9 protein-coding genes are annotated in these 15,466 nt (G+C 60.2%); 5 read left to right on the plus strand and 4 right to left on the minus strand.

Annotation, left to right across the window (positions count from 1 at the left end):
* Nucleotides 1-125 precede the first annotated feature (125 nt).
* The gene (locus HER32_RS03640; protein ID WP_232066357.1) at nucleotides 126-1,274 is read right to left on the minus strand and encodes an ABC transporter permease; all 1,149 of its coding nucleotides are present in this window, start codon (nucleotides 1,272-1,274) and stop codon (nucleotides 126-128) included.
* 113 nt (nucleotides 1,275-1,387) lie between these two features.
* Between HER32_RS03640 and HER32_RS03645 the strand changes: the two genes are divergently transcribed.
* The 3 genes from HER32_RS03645 to HER32_RS03655 all read left to right on the plus strand — a co-directional run bounded on the left by HER32_RS03645 (nucleotide 1,388) and on the right by HER32_RS03655 (nucleotide 4,227).
* Nucleotides 1,388-2,656, plus strand: coding sequence for an exo-beta-N-acetylmuramidase NamZ domain-containing protein (locus tag HER32_RS03645; RefSeq protein WP_168680615.1), 1,269 nt, complete (start codon nucleotides 1,388-1,390; stop codon nucleotides 2,654-2,656).
* Between the two features lie 74 nt (nucleotides 2,657-2,730).
* Nucleotides 2,731-3,681 carry a methionyl-tRNA formyltransferase gene (fmt, locus tag HER32_RS03650; RefSeq protein ID WP_168680616.1) on the plus strand — a complete coding sequence of 317 codons (951 nt, stop codon included), beginning with the start codon at nucleotides 2,731-2,733 and terminating at the stop codon, nucleotides 3,679-3,681.
* A 60-nt stretch (nucleotides 3,682-3,741) separates the two neighbouring features.
* The gene (locus tag HER32_RS03655; protein ID WP_168680618.1) at nucleotides 3,742-4,227 is read left to right on the plus strand and encodes a dihydrofolate reductase; all 486 of its coding nucleotides are present in this window, start codon (nucleotides 3,742-3,744) and stop codon (nucleotides 4,225-4,227) included.
* A 113-nt stretch (nucleotides 4,228-4,340) separates the two neighbouring features.
* Here HER32_RS03655 and HER32_RS03660 read toward each other — a convergent pair whose 3' ends face one another.
* The gene (locus tag HER32_RS03660; RefSeq protein WP_168680620.1) at nucleotides 4,341-9,431 is read right to left on the minus strand and encodes a C25 family cysteine peptidase; all 5,091 of its coding nucleotides are present in this window, start codon (nucleotides 9,429-9,431) and stop codon (nucleotides 4,341-4,343) included.
* 58 nt (nucleotides 9,432-9,489) lie between these two features.
* Complete coding sequence (locus HER32_RS03665; RefSeq protein ID WP_149069033.1) at nucleotides 9,490-10,581, minus strand: PorV/PorQ family protein; 1,092 nt, start codon at nucleotides 10,579-10,581, stop codon at nucleotides 9,490-9,492.
* Between the two features lie 289 nt (nucleotides 10,582-10,870).
* On the opposite strand from HER32_RS03665, the gene HER32_RS03670 reads away from it, so the two are divergent.
* Nucleotides 10,871-11,224 carry a PadR family transcriptional regulator gene (locus HER32_RS03670; RefSeq protein WP_149069032.1) on the plus strand — a complete coding sequence of 118 codons (354 nt, stop codon included), beginning with the start codon at nucleotides 10,871-10,873 and terminating at the stop codon, nucleotides 11,222-11,224.
* A gap of 44 nt (nucleotides 11,225-11,268) precedes the next feature.
* Complete coding sequence (locus tag HER32_RS03675; RefSeq protein ID WP_168680622.1) at nucleotides 11,269-13,866, plus strand: PspC domain-containing protein; 2,598 nt, start codon at nucleotides 11,269-11,271, stop codon at nucleotides 13,864-13,866.
* Between the two features lie 164 nt (nucleotides 13,867-14,030).
* Here the strand turns inward: HER32_RS03675 and HER32_RS03680 are convergent, their stop codons facing one another.
* Entirely contained in the window at nucleotides 14,031-15,461 is a 1,431-nt protein-coding gene (locus tag HER32_RS03680; RefSeq protein ID WP_168680624.1) for a CCA tRNA nucleotidyltransferase, read from the minus strand.
* Nucleotides 15,462-15,466: the final 5 nt, after the last annotated feature.

The following is a 15,466-nucleotide window of genomic DNA, read 5'->3' on the forward strand; positions in this document are numbered from 1 at the left end:
CCCGGATTTTGTAATTGGCGTGAATAAGCTCGGGTTGAAAAATAAAAGGGCTTGCCTTTCGGCAAGCCCTTTTTAATCGTCTCCATAATCCGGATTAACCAAAAAATCCGCCCGAACCCGTGGTTCTAGTCGAACTTGATGGCTACTACGGGCTTGATGCGCGAAATGAGGTAGGTAGGCAGCAACACGGCCAGCAACGACATCAGGAAGGTGGCCACATTCAGCAGGACAATGATGAGCGGGTCCCAATGAATGGGTACCCGGTCCATGTAGTAATTCTCGGGGTCCAGCGGGATAAGGTGAAAGAAGTACTGAATGGCACAGAAGCCTAGCCCGGCCAGGTTGCCGTAGAAAATGCCGCGGAGTGCCAGATTCAGCCCCCGGAAGAAAAACATGCTCCGAATCTGGTTGTCGGTGGCCCCAATAGCCTTGAGGACGCCAATCATGTTGGTGCGCTCCAGAATCATAATGAAGATGGTAGCGACCATGTTGAAGGTGGCCACGAATACAATCAGCAGCAGGAAGATGACCACGTTGCGGTTGAGTAGCTGCAGCCAGTCGAACAGCTGGGCGTATTCATCCGTGATTTTGTCAAGCTTGAGGTCATAGCGCAGGTTTTCGTACAAGTCGTCGGCTACGGGGTCGAGCTGCTTGAAGTCCTTGAGTACTACTTCCATGCCACCCACCAGCGTATCGGGCCAGGCATTCAGCTCCCGAATCTGGCGGATGTCGCCGATGATGTACACCTCGTCAAATTCGTCAAGGCCGGTCTGGTAGATGCCGCTGACCACAAACCGCCGCACGCGGGGCGGGTTCTGAATAAAGTAGAACAGCGCGTCGTCGCCCACTTTCAGGCGCAGCTTGTCGGCCACCTTGCGCGAAAGCAGCACCTGGTCGGAGGCGGCTGTATCGGGAAACGAGATAAACTTCCCTTCCACCAGGTTCTGGCGCATCAGCGAGGGGCTTTGCCGCTCGTCAATGCCTTTCAGCACCACACCCAGCACTTCTTCGCGGGTTTTGATGATGGCCGTTTTGCGCGCAAAGGGCTGCGTCGACTGTACCTGCGGAAACCGCTTCAGGTCGTTGAGCAGCTGCACGTTGCCGATGGGCTCCACCTCCAGGGAGTTGTTGTTGTCGTACTTGCTGATGGTCAGGTGCGACCCGAACGAAAAGATCTTGCTTTGGATTTCGTTGCGGAAGCCTTCCAGGATAGCAAACGACACAATCATGACGGCAACCCCCAGCGCTATGCTGACAATGGCTATTTTTGTCACCGTCGAGGTAAAAGACCCCGCGTCGGCGCCATCAATTTTGTGGGATATATACCTGGAGACGTTCACTGGCGTAAAGCTACACGTCTACGTTCAGTTTTCTAGCTTCGTTGTGCATGCCTCTCGCCCTTTTTGCTGGACTCCTCGGCTTTACTTTCCTGCTTACCGACTGCAGCCGCACGGCTACTTCTGCAAGCACCTCTTCCTCAACCGTTAGCTCCCCCGCTACTGTCGCCCCCCAGGTTCGTACTTCGCCCCCACAAATACTTACTGACGAGCCGGTAAAGGCCCCAGTGGTGGTAGGCGCGGGCCAATTCGACAAGTACCTGCCTTTGCTGAAAGGCAAGCGCGTGGGCTTGGTTGTGAACCAGACGGCGCGCGTTGGCCGGGCCTACCTGGTTGATACGCTCCTCACTAAAGGAGTTGACGTAACCGTGATTTTTGCCCCGGAGCATGGGTTCCGCGGAGAAGCAGCGGATGGCGCTACCATCAAAGACGGCAAGGACGCCCGCAGCGGCCGGCCGGTTCGCAGCCTCTACGGCGCCACCAAGAAGCCCACGGCGGAAATGCTGCAGAACGTAGACGTGCTGGTCTTTGATATTCAGGACGTAGGCACGCGCTTCTACACGTTTATCAGCACCATGCACTATGTGATGGAAGCGGCGGCCGAACAAAACAAAGAAGTGCTGGTGCTGGACCGCCCCAACCCCAACGGCTGGTACGTGGACGGGCCGGTGCTGGAGCCCCAGCACAAATCCTTCGTGGGCATGCACCCCATCCCCATCGTCCACGGCCTGACGGTAGGTGAGCTAGCCCAGATGATCAACGGAGAAAAGTGGTTGGCGGGTGGCCGCCAGTGCCGCCTCACGGTGGTACCGGTGCAGGGCTACACCCACGCCACGCGCTACGAGCTGCCAGTGCGCCCCTCTCCCAACCTGCCCAATGCCCACGCCGTGGCCTTGTACCCCACGATCTGCCTGTTCGAGGGTACCGATGTGAGCGTGGGCCGCGGTACGGACTCCCCGTTTGAAGTAATTGGGGCACCCACCCAGCCCGCTACGCGCCCCTTCAGCTTCACACCCCGGCCCAACGCCGGCTCGCCCACCCCGCCACAGAACGGCCAGCTGTGCTACGGCGAAGACCTGCGCCAGACCGGCAATGACGTAGGGTTTACCCTGAAGTACCTGCTTGACTATTACCGCCAGAGCACGGCCAAGGACAAGTTTTTCGGCAAGTATTTCGAGCAGCTCAGCGGCACCAGCACTCTACGCCAGCAGGTTGTAGCCGGCAAGTCGGAGCAGGAAATCCGGGCTTCTTGGGAGCCTGCGCTGGGCCAGTACAAGGCCTTACGCAAGAAGTATCTGTTATATCCTGATTTCAACTGAACCGTGAATGCCTTTAGCCAGCAGCAGCCCTATCCTTGTTGCATCTACAGGCGCCTTACTTTTTGACCTACTCTATGCTTCGAATTGTTTTTATGGGTACGCCCGAGTTTGCGGTGCCCACGCTCGAAACTCTGCTCGCGTGGCCGGGTTGCCAGGTGGTGGCCGTCATTACGGCGCCGGATAAGCCAGCGGGCCGGGGTCGGCAGCTCCAGGAGTCGGCGGTGAAGCAGACGGCGGTGCGCCACGCCCTGCCCGTGCTCCAGCCTACCAACCTAAAGTCCCCGGAGTTTCAGGCGGAGCTGCGCAGCTACGCGGCCGATTTGCAGGTGGTGGTAGCCTTTCGGATGCTGCCCGAAGCGGTTTGGAATATGCCGCGCCTGGGCTCCATCAACATTCACGCTTCGCTGCTGCCCCAGTACCGCGGCGCGGCTCCTATCAACTGGGCCCTTATTCACGGCGATACGCAGACGGGCGTGACGAGCTTTTTCCTGCAGCACGAAATTGATACCGGCAACCTCATCTACCAGGATGCCGTGGACATTGCCGCGGAAGATGACTTCGGCACCTTATATGAAAAGCTGAAGGCGGCTGGCGCGGCGCTGGCCCTGCGCTCAGTGCAGGCCATAGCAGCCGGCCAGGCGCCCAGCATTCCCCAACCGGCACTGGCGGAATTGCGGCCAGCGCCAAAGCTGCAAAAAGAAACCGGTCGGCTGGATTTTCAGCAGTCGGCGCCGGCGCTGGCCAACCTGGTACGGGGACTTTCCCCGGTGCCCACGGCCTTTACCCAGCTGCCCGACGGCCGCACGCTGAAGGTGTTCAAGGCCCAACCCCTCGACGATGAGGAAGCCAGCGGGCCCGATGCCAGCCAGCCCGGCCGCTGGTATACCGATGGCCGCACCTACCTCCGCCTCCAAACCGCCAATGGCCTGCTCGACTTGCTGGATGTGCAGCTGGAAGGCAAAAAGCGGATGCCGGTGCCGGACTTCCTGCGTGGTATCAACACCTCGCAGGTTTTTGGAGTATGACTATTACGCCGTCTTGGTTTATGCTCGGCCGGCGCACCTCATTTTTTCTTTTCTAGCCTGATGACTGCACTCGTAGTAGCCGTGGCGGACAATGGCGTGATAGGCGGCGATAACCGTCTGCTCTGGCATTTGCCCCTGGATTTAAAGCATTTCAAACAGCTCACCCAGGGCCACCCCGTGGTCATGGGGCGCCGCACGTTTGAAAGCATTGGCAAGCCCTTGCCCAACCGCACCAACATCGTTATTACGCGCCAGGCCGGCTGGCAGGCCACAGGCTGCGAAACCGCCAACTCGGTGCTGGAAGCCCTGGAAATGGCCTCGAAGCTCGATGAAGAGGTGTTTGTAATCGGGGGCGGCGAGATATACCGGCAGGCCCTGCCCGCCGCCGATGTGGTTTACCTCACGGAAGTGCACCACGAGGTAGAAGGCGACGTAACCTTCCCCGACCTCACGCCCGGCGAGTGGCGGGAAGAAAACCGGGAGCGGCACGAGCCCGACGAAAAGCACGCCTACGCATTCAGCTTCGTCACGCTGCGCCGCCGCTAGCTGAGCTACGCTGCTGGCTACCACTGCACCTTTCCTTTTCTGAGTCCGGTAGAAACAAACAACGGCCGCTTATTCAGCGGCCGTTGTTTGTTTCTACCGGACTCAGTGGTTGCCTAGCGCAGCAGCACCAGCTTACCCCAGTCCTTCTTGAAGGCCTTGTCGCCGTCGGTACGGCGGTGGTCAAACTGAGTGGTCTTATCCATTAGTACGCGGTAGAGGTAGGTACCATTGGCCAGTTTGTCGCCAAACTCATCGGTGCCATCCCAGGCGTACTCGGTCACGTTGTTGCCGATGTGCAAGGGCCCGAGCTCCGCCATAGATATTTCCCGGACCACTTTGCCGGTCAGGGACATGATCTGGATTTTCATGTCCCGGGGCATTTCGGCACCCGTCATCGTGAACACGAAGCGCGTCTTGCTGGTCACTGGGTTCGGGAAGGGGTACACGTTGGTGATGGTTGAGGCATTTACTACCTCAAACGTCACTTCGTACCGCTCCGTGGAGGCCTTGGTGCCCGTTACGTCCTTGCCCTGCACCTGCAGCTTGTAGATGCCATCATCCAGCTTTTCGGGGCGGTAATCAATCTGCGCCTGTCCTTTGGCGGCATCGGCCTTGAACGTAATGGCCGGGCTGTTCATGTCGATTGGCTCGGCAAAGGTTCCGCCCGGGCGCAGCAGCAGCACCTCGAAGTTGCTGGCCTGCATGGTGCGGCGCGTATCATCATCGTGCAATACGGCTGTGATGATGGGCGTCGGCGACACGATGTCTCCGTTCAGAATGTGCTGGCCATCGAAGGCCACATCAAGCGTAGGCGGCAGGTTTTTGTCGGGGGCGTTGAAAGCCACCTCCAGCTCATTGTTGAAGTAATACAGCTCCGGCTGCAACTGGGGGTTTACCACCACCTTCACCGTGGTAGCCCCGGTAAAGTCGGCCACATCTACTTTGAACAGGTAGGTTACCGTGGCGTCGGCCTTCAACGCCGCTTCCGACTCCAACTCCATGGTGCGCACCACGCTGCCATTCTTAATGGTCGCCACGGCTTTTACCTTCTCGGCGAAGTCCACCATCGACGCATTCTGGAACACGACGGGTAGCTGCACCAGGCCGGTTTCAGCCTGCTTATCCAGGTTGTCGTAGCTGCCCGCGGCGGCCAGGTCCCGGCGCACAATACCTTCGGGAATACCTGTGTAGGTGAGCAGCCATTGCTTGAGCTGGGGCGCCTGGCGGTTGGCCTCATCCTTCAGCTCCATCTGCAGCTGCAGGTAAGGGTACTGCTCAGCCGAAATAGTGCTCAGGTCGGTGGCGCTGGCTGTTACGCCGCTGCGCACCACTTCCGTGGTGCCGTCCTTTTTCAGGCCAATAACATTGAAGGTGGCGCTGCTGGTCTCGGTTTGCTTGAGCGTGTAGTAGAGTGTGCCCCAGGTTTTGGCCGGGCCGATGCGGGTAGAGGTAATCTGCCCGGCGCTGCCGTTGGTTTGCAGGTTTTTGGTGATGACCAGCACCTGATTGGTACGAGGCGTGGTGCTGGCCAGATCGGGGCCGGCTTCCTGGGCCTGCCCGGCCGTCAGGCCCTGCTGCCCAATCAGCACGAATGGGTCCCCATCTTTGAGGTCATCGATAACCTTGGAGCCCAAGCGGTTGAAGGCCGCTTTCAGATCAGCCGAAAACGTGGAGAACCGCACCCGATTCAGCGACACCACGGCCACGTAGTAGCCCTTAGGCACGTTGTTGAGCAGCGTCAGGAGCTGCGCCTGCTTGGCCGCGGCATTGATGTTGACGGAAGCATTCTGCGCGAAATGGTAGTAGCGCGACGACTCCAGCCCGCACGTCTGGTAAGGGCCGCCGGCTATGTCGCTCACGAAGGACAATGTACGGGGGTTATACACCACCACCAGCAGGTTCGGTAGGTTGGTACCGCAGTCCGCACTCGACACTGGGTCGTTGCCCAGCTGCGCGCCGTAGGCCGCGTTGTAGGTAATGCCGTTGCCGGTGCCCCCGCCAGCGGTGCGCAGCGTCAACGGTAGCTGGCTGCTCTCAAACTTCCACTCCATGCCGGGGCGCGAAAGACTCAGGCCAGTAATATCGTCGCGGTCGAACTGCCCGTAGTGACTTTGCGACCAGCCCCCGGGACTGTCCGGAATCACCCGGAACGAGCTGGTAGACCAGCCCCCTTCTTCATCGACGGCGGGCGTCTGGAAGCGCATGCGCCAGTAGTACACCACGCTGTCCTGGCCAGCGGCGGGAGCCGGCAGCGTGGGCCGCCAATCGGGCGTGACGCTGGCCGTAACCGTCGCCTGCAGGCGGGCCGGGCTGTTAAACGTGGGCACCGTGTCCAGCTCCATTTCGTAGACGCGGCTGGTCGCCAACGGATTGTTGTTCTGTCCGATCAGGTGTACACTCTGCGAAGACACAATGGCAAACTCGCCCGGCGAAAGCAGCGTGATACCGCCCTGCAGGAAGTTGTAAGTCAGCGTAGCCTGGTTGTTGTTCTCGTTGAGCTCGGCCAGTTGGTTGGCGGCATCCACGGCCACCGTGAAGGTGTTTTGCCCGAAGACGTTGCCCGTATTGTCGAAGTTGAACGTGAGCAGCGTATCCCGGCCGATGGAAGGCGCAGTGATAGTAAGTACGTCGTTGGGGCGGCTGCTGGAAGCCGGATAGGCCCGCGTTACGGTTACGGTCACCGGGTCGGTCGTCCACTTGCCCAGGTTACCCGTGCCCACCTGCACGCGGAAGCTGGCGGAGTTGGCATCTACCTTGGTTTGCCCGGCTCCGGGCAGCAGCTTCACCTGCGTATCACTGGTGTAGTAATCGGGCTTTTCCGGGGCGTAGAGGTGTACCAGCGGGTCGCCCTGCCAGATGGTATTCATCACCAGGGACGTGGAGTGCGGGTCGTTGGGGAACTTGGCCAGCACGCGTTCAGCCACTTCCCGGAACACCACCGGTACGGGTTTACCATACCACTTGGGGTCGTTGAACAAAGCCCGGTACATGTTATTGCAGTAGTAGTCGAGCTGGTTTTCGTAGCCAAAATCCGAGTCAGCCAGGAAGCCGATGGCGCCTTTCTGCGGGGCCAGCAACCAGTTTTCGCCCACGGAAGTAGTGCCGGCAATAAAGGAATTGCCCCCGGCGCACCCATTGATGAGAAACACCGGATACTTGCCCTGGTTGTTGTAGCCATTCACCGGGTCGTTGGGGTTGCCCAGGTTCAGGTCGTACTCCGTGGGGGAGCCGTGGCCAAAGTAGGTAATCAGCGAGAGGCCAGCATTCAGCTCATCGGCAATGTTGACGTTCACCGGGGTTTTGCCAATGGTCGTGCGAGTGATGGTGCGCACCACTTTCCCCCCGAACAGGGGACGTTCCGCCAGCGCCTTGTAGTCGTCTACGTAGCCCCGAAACTGCAGAAACTGCGCTTCGTCCTCGCCCCCGGAGAGGTGCAGGATGTTCTTGCGCCAGGGCTCATTGCCCAGTTGCTCGTACTCTTTCAGCTTAGCCAGGTAGTTGGCCACTTCCTGGGACGTGCGCGCCGGTATGCGGCCCGTGGGTATTTCAGCCAGGTAAGAGCCGGTTTCCCAGTTAGCAGAAAAGAAGATATCAGAGGCAGCCCGCGTAGAAGCTGGCACCAGGTTTTTTTCGGGCAAGCGGGCCTCGTACTGGCGGTACTGCACGTTGCCGGGGCCGTTAGGCACGTTGCCCCGCTCCCCGGTTTGCAGGCCACGGCCGAGCAGCAGCAGGTTGCGGTCGGCGCGGGGAGCTTCGGCCAGCAGCCACTTCACAAAACGCCGAACACCCAGCGGCGAGCTTTCACCATAGTGGTGCAGGTCGTAGAGCTGCTGGGCCGTGACCACCAGCGTATCCTGCTTGCCACCGGCCACCGAGGCCCGGTACTCAGCGTAGGCCCGCACGGGGTTGGTTACGTCGGTAGCCGCTTTCATTAGCGTGGGGTGGCTGATGATGATAAAGCCAGCCTTAGCTGCTTCGATGGCCCGGAAGGAAACCTGGCGGGCCGGCAGCGGAACCTGGGGGCGGTTACTATCGGCAATCAGGAGCTTGCGCGTCTGACCATCGGCCGAGGGAAATACGAACCCACGCTTGTTCTCGCCCAGCGACACGCCCGTGATGCGCTGCACGGCGTAGGGGTCGGTGATATCGTAGCCCCGGGCTGTGGCCGGAATGGAGTCCAGGGCGTAGTACGCCGGGCCGGCCAGAGTGGAGTCGTTCTGAAAGGTAATGGCGCGGGCCTTGCCCCAGCGCGAAACCTGCGGGTAGCGCAACCGGAAATAAGCAATGCGGAACCGGTCACTGGGCTCAGCCACGATATCGTGGATGGCAAAGTTCACATCGAGCTTGCCATTGGTCCCTATCTCACTGGAGTTGATATCGTAGGTGGTGCCGGCCGTAGCAAAGGCCTTGTACGACAAGGAGCCCAGGGCCCGGGGCGTAGTGCCCTTGCCCTGCGGAATTACCGTAAAATCGGTAACGTGATTGTAGCGGGAGCTGCCCACTACCACAATATCCAGCTGCGGTAAGGGCCCCGTGCGCACCAAGTTCCGGATGCTGTCCATGGTCTGGGTTTCCTTGGGGTAGCCCGCGTGGAACTGGCCCGAGAGGTAGGCTTCGCCGGTTTCGGCCCAGGCCTGGAAGGACAGGACGCTGTTGTCGCCCGCCAGGTAATCGTGCGTGTACATCGTCATCCGCGTCTGGATGCGGTACGGATGCGCGGCCACGGTTGCCTCCACGGCGGGCTCGGCCATGCGCTTGCCCAGGGTGCCGGCCTTCCAGGTCAGGAAGTAAGCCGCCGTATCCGTAAACATGCTGTAGAGAGCGTGGGGCTGGTCGCCTTTCTTTTTATACAGGGGCCGGTCGAGCTGGCCGTCGTTGCGCTGGCCGAAGAACTCGATGAAGGTGGTAGCATCGAGCGTAGTCTGGCTACCACCTACGTAGATGGGCACCTCCTTGCCCCGGCGCCAGAGCTGAAACTCCTCGGGCTTTACCCCGGAGATGCCCGCCTTGGTTAGGTAATCGTTGTCGAGCCGGTAGATACCGTCGCGGGCAATCCTGATTTTATAGTAAGGCTGCCCACTGACAATCCACTCGTTGCCGTAGGTCCCGGACTGAGCCAGCAGTGGCCCCGCCGGCAGCAGCAGGCACAGCAGCAGCAGCCAGGAGCCCCAGTTTAGCCGGGCTTTTGTGTAGGAGTTATCCATCGTATAAAACGTTGTCGTTTACTTAAAAAGAAAATGCCGCGGCCCTTGGTTTTAGCACTTAGTGAAACCCGTAGCCCAGCGACACAATAATGGAGTTGGTTTTGGCCTGCTCCACCGCCAGGCGCGACAAGGCCACGTCCAGGCGCAGGCCGCTGGCCGTGAAGCCCACGCCCAGGCTGGGCTGGGCCCGCCAGCTTTCTTTGGTAGAAGTGGTTCCTTCTATTTTCTGAAAGTTGCTGACCCCGGCCCGGAGAAACGCCACGTTGTTGTAGCCGATTTCCAGCCCCAGCTTGGGGTCGATGCTCACAAAGCTGGTGGAAACGGCCGTGTTGCGCTGCCCGTCGGTGGTCATTTCCAGGTCGGTGGCCACCAGGGCCGTGAACTGCCCCGGCAGCTTCACGTTGTAGGCGGCCCCCAGCACAAAACGGGGCAGGGTAATTTCCGAGCTGCTTTTCGGAATCGATAGGGTGTCGTTGGTGCTTTCCCGAAACTTGTCGGAGTTGATAGACCAAGCGGTGATGGTGGTGGTAATGTCGCGGGCCATCAGCCCTAGGCGCCAGTTGCCGCGCTGGTACTGGGCCCCGGCATCAAAGCCAAACCCCCAGGCCGTGGCAAAGCTGCCCACGTTGCGGTACACAATTTTGCCGCTGCCACCCAGCGTAAGGCCTTCAGGACCCAGCTTGCGGGCGTAGGAAAGCAGCAAGGCGTAGTCGGCCACCGAGAAGTAACTGATGCGGCTGTAATCGATTTGCCCGTATTCATTCACCAAAGCCCGGGTGTCGGCAATGTCGTCTACCCCCAGGCGGATGATGCTGGCCCCGATAGCGCTTTTCTCGTCCAGAGGCATGGCAAAGGCCGCGTAGTCGTTTTTGACGATGCCGGAAAACAGCTCCGAGTGCATGAGCACGGCATCATACTTGGCCTTCTGATTCAGGAGGCCCGCCGGGTTCCAGTAGCCGGCCGTGGCATCCTGGGCCAGGCTCACCTGGGTATTGCCCATGCCCAGGGCGCGGCCTCCCACCCCAATGTTCAAAAACTCATTGGCGTATTTGGGCGTGTTGTCGGTGCTCTGGGCCAGGGCAGCCGACGTGAGGCCCAAACCCAGGCCCATGGCTCCCAGCAAGCGGGAAAAACGGAAGAAGTGCTTCATACGCGGAATAACAATTCGGGGAACGGAGTGGCTGGCTAACGCAAAGGTCCACTGAATAGTGCACGGAATATATCGGTTTTCGACCAAGTATCCTCCGGGCTCGACCAGCCGGAAATACCTACGCGCCAGCCCTGCCAATCAGACTTCAAAGCTCCGCAAAAAGTGCCAATTCTGGCCAGAAAAAGGCCCCACCGAAAAACATAAAAATATTTTCACCTAGTACCTTGCGTTGCATAGTACCTTTCAATATCTTTGTCTCATTCTTCATCCACTACCACGCATCCCTCCTATGAAAGTAGAGAACACCCAAGTGCAGATGCGGAAGGGCATTCTAGAGTTTTGCATTCTGGAAATCATTGCCCGGGGCGAGGTCTACGCTTCCGACATGCTAGAAGAGCTGACGGCAGCCCGTATGATTGTGGTAGAGGGCACCCTCTATCCCTTGCTCACCCGCCTTAAGAACGCCGGCTTGCTGGATTATACCTGGAAGGAGTCGGTTTCCGGCCCGCCCCGCAAGTACTACACCCTCACGGACGTAGGGCAGGAATTCCTGCACCAGCTGCGCCTCACCTGGGAGGAAATCGAGGAGTCCATCCAGATCATCCGCTCCCAGCCTTCCACCCCTACCCCCGCCGCCGAGTAACGGCCGGCAGTTTCTGACCAGTACTTCCTGAACCGCAGCACCAGATGAAAAAGAACATCAGTATCAACCTGCAGGGCCTGATCTTCCACATTGAAGAAGATGGCTACGAAGTCCTCGGCCGCTACCTGGCCGAAGTACGGGCGCACTTCTCCGGCTACCCCGGCCACGAGGAAATTGTGGCCGACATTGAGGGCCGCATTGCCGAGCTGTTCGCCGCCCGCCTTTCTGCCACCAAGCAAGTCATTACGCTCAGCGACGTGGAAGAAATGACCGCCAAGATGGGCCGCGTCAGCGAGTTTCAGTCGGCCGATGAGCTAGACGAGGATGAACTGGAGCAGGCCGTAGCCACGGGCCGCATGCCCCAGGCCGCGCCGGCAGCCGGCACGGGTACCACTACCGCTGATGCCGAGCCCCGCCGCCTCTACCGCGACATGGCCAATCGCAAAATTGCCGGGGTAGCCGCCGGTATTGCCCGCTACTTCAGCGTGAACCCGCTGTGGGTGCGCCTGGGTTTCCTGGCCCTGCTCTTCATCAAGCCGCTGGTAGGCAGTGTTATCGATTTCGACGACAACATTGTGCGCTTCGAAGGCTTCGACCTCGGCGGGCTGTCAGTCCTCACCTACATTATCCTTTGGATTGCCCTGCCGAAAAAGTACGACGGCACCCCAGCCGAAGAAGACCCAACTTTCAAGAAGCTGTACCGCGACACCGATACGGGCAAAATAGGCGGGGTATCGGCCGGTCTGGCCGCCTACTTCAAAACGGACGTGGTGGTGTTCCGCCTGCTGTTCGTGCTAGGTGTCTTCGCCGGAGGCTTCGCCATTCCGCTCTATATCGTGCTCTGGATTCTACTGCCGGAGGCCAAAACGGCCTCCGACAGACTCCGGATGCGGGGCGACGCCGTTACCCTCTCGGGCATCGACTCTTCTGTACGCAACCAGGCCGCTGATGGCAGCTCGACGCGCCCGGTAGGCACTTTCCTGGAAGAGTTTTTCCGCAACCTGCGCCCCCTGTTCAGCGTGCTGGGTACCCTGCTGCGCGTTGCCGCCGCCTTTTTCCTGATCCTCATTGGCTTCTCCCTGCTTATCGGCACCATCATCATGCTGGGTGCCGGCCTGGGCATCTTCACCTCCGAGCAGTTTGAAATAGACGGCGTAGCGGCGGCCACGGTCCTGGGCGACCTGCCCGGCTGGTTCCTGCTCAGCGCCTTTCTCTCAGCCTTTATTCCGGCCCTGGCCATGCTGCTGGCGGGCGTTGGCCTGCTGCTGCGACGGTCCATCCTGAGCCGCACGGCTTCGCTTACCCTGCTGGGCCTCTGGCTGCTAGGCGTGGTTGGCTCGGTAATGGGTGGCGTGCACATCAGCCGCAACTTCCAGCGCGAAGGCGAGCAAACCCAGGATGTATCGTTTCCGCAGCTGAATGCCCGCACGGTGCGGCTGGAACTGCGCGACCTGGAAGAAGGCAAGTGGACGGGCTCGGTGCTGCAAGTGGCCGATAGCGGCCAGGTAATCAGTGTGCTACGTGAAGCCAGCGCCCGGGGCGTGACGGAGGAAGAAGCGGCCCGCACGGCTGGTTCCAGCGTCTCGTACCAGATGCGCAGCCTCAACGACTCTACCCTGATATTCGACAACCACTTCCGCATTGCGGCTGGCTCGCCCCTGCGCGACCAAGAGTTGATGCTGACCCTACGCCTGCCCCGCGACCGGCGCTACCGCATGAGCCGCGACTTTGCTCACTGGCTGGGCAGCGAGTTTTTCGTGGGTGACGACATCCCCGAGGATGTGGAGAACCGCACTTTCCAGCTGCGCGGCAACAAACTGGAGTGCATTGGCTGCCCGCCCGGCACCAAAACCGACGAGGATAATGACAACGATGACGACTTCGACATCGATGTGGACTCAGACGGCGAATCCATCAACATCGACCTGGGCAGCCCCGATTTCGACACCGACCTGGACGCCTACGGCGACGGCCGCCGGACCTTCAACGTGGATGATTTCAACAGCATTGAAGCCAGCGGAGCCTACCGCATTGTAGTACGCCGCGGCGACAGCTACCAGATTGAAGCCGCCGGGGAGGAGCGCGACCTGCGCCAGCTGCGCATCGAAACCGTGGGCGACGGGCTGCGCATCCGGTCCGAGCGCGACGGATTGTTCGGATTTTCCGGCACTAAGGAGCCTATCCTGGTGCGGGTGCAGCTGCCGGAGCTCGTCCACCTCGACCTTAGCGGCGCCTGCCGCGCCGATGTGTCGGGCTTCCAGGGCAAAGCCTTGCAGGTAGAGCAGAGCGGGGCCAGCATGGTGAAGCTGGATGTGAACGTGCCGCGACTGGAGCTGGATCTGAGCGGGGCCTGCAATACGGCGGTGCGCGGAGAAGCGTCGGAGCTGGATGTTGAAGGCTCGGGCGTGTGCAAAATTGAAGCCCTGCGCCTGCAAACCAACCGCGCCACCATCGACCTGTCGGGCGCCAGCCGGGCCCGGGTGCGGGTAGCCGAGAAACTCCGCGCCGAGGTAACGGGCTCCAGCCACGTCGACTACGCCGGCAACCCTACCAGCGTGCAGAAAGACGAGTCGGGCGGCTCCCGGGTGCGGGCCATCAGCTCCGCCAGCAGCGAGGAAACATCGGACTCAGACGAGGAATAACATCGAGCACACTTACTGGTTTACCAGATAAGCAGCTGACGTTCCGCTCTTTCGGGCACGTATAAATCAGCTGCGACGGGGCTTTGAAAAAAAAGAAGCGGGACAGGCAACTAACCGTACCTGTCCCGCCTCTATACAAGCGGTGAATATGAGGTAAGAGGGGTTTATTTGGTGAGTGAGTGATGCCCCTGAGGAAGCCCTTTGGCCTGACCCTGCTGCAACAGGAAGGCAAAGGCTTCCTCATACTCGTTTCGAATCTTGCCATCCAGAATGGCTTCCAGCACGGCTTCCTTCAGCTCGCCCACTTCCCGGGAAGGCTTCAGCCCAAACGTCTGCATAATCACTTCCCCGGTAATCACGGGCTTGAAGTTGCGTAGGTGGTCTTTCTCCTCTACCTCCTTCAGCTTTTCCTCCACCCGCTCGAAGTTGCGCAGGTAGCGCGCCACGCGCTGGTGGTCTTTGCTGGTGATATCAGCCTTGCAGAGGAGCATCAGCCGATCTATTTCGTCGCCGGCCTCGAAGAGCAGACGGCGCACGGCGGAGTCCGTTACGGTTTCCTTTACCAGGGCAATGGGCCGCAGGTGCAGGCGCACCAGCTTCTGTACCTGGCGCATTTCTTCCCCCAGCGGCAATTTCAAATCGGTGAAGATGGCAGGCGTCCAGCGGGCGCCTTTGTCTTCGTGGCCGTGGAAGGTCCAGCCTACCCGGGGGTCGAAGCGCTTGGTGGCGGGCTTAGCAATGTCGTGCAGAATAGCAGCCCAGCGCAGCCACAGGTCGCCGCCAGCTTCGGCCACGTTGTCGAGCACCTGCAGGGTGTGGTAGAAATTGTCTTTGTGGGCGTGCTGCCCGCGCTTTTCCACGCCCTGCAGCTGGGCCATGCGCGGAAAAATCAGCTGAAGCAGCCCCGAGCTAAACAGCAGCTTGAAGCCGTAGCTAGGCTTGGGAGCCAGAATCAGCTTGTTCAGCTCGTCGGTTATCCGCTCCTGCGACACAATCTTGATGCGCTCCTTGTTGCGGGCAATGGCATCGAAGGTATCGGGCTCGATATCGAAGTTGAGCTGGGCGGCAAAGCGCACGGCCCGCATCATGCGCAGCGGGTCGTCGGAAAAAGTAATGTCGGGGTCGAGGGGCGTGCGGATGATTTTACGGCGCAGGTCGCCTATGCCGTCGTAGCGGTCTACGAGGGCCCCAAAGTCTTCGGGATTGAGGCTCAGGCCCAGGGCGTTGATGGTAAAGTCGCGGCGGGCCAGGTCTTCTTCCAGGGTGCCGGCTTCCACCTCAGGCTTGCGGCTCTCGGCCCGGTAGCTTTCTTTGCGGGCGCCCACAAACTCAATTTCCACCTCCGGGGTGGGGAGCATGGCCGTGCCGAAGTTCTTGAATACCGTCACGCGGGGCCGGGAAGGCAGCCGCTGCCCCACGGCCTGGGCCAGCCGGATACCGTCGCCCACGCACACCACGTCCACATCTTTGCTGGGGCGCTCCAGGGCCAGGTCGCGCACGAAGCCCCCAATCACGTAGGCGGGGTAGCCCAGCGCACCGGCCGCGTCGGCAATGGTATGGAACAAGGGTAACTCGGGAAGCTGGGGAAGTTTCATGCGCG

The organism is Hymenobacter sp. BT18, assembly GCF_012273015.1.
Classification (GTDB): Bacteria; Bacteroidota; Bacteroidia; order Cytophagales; family Hymenobacteraceae; genus Hymenobacter; species Hymenobacter lutimineralis.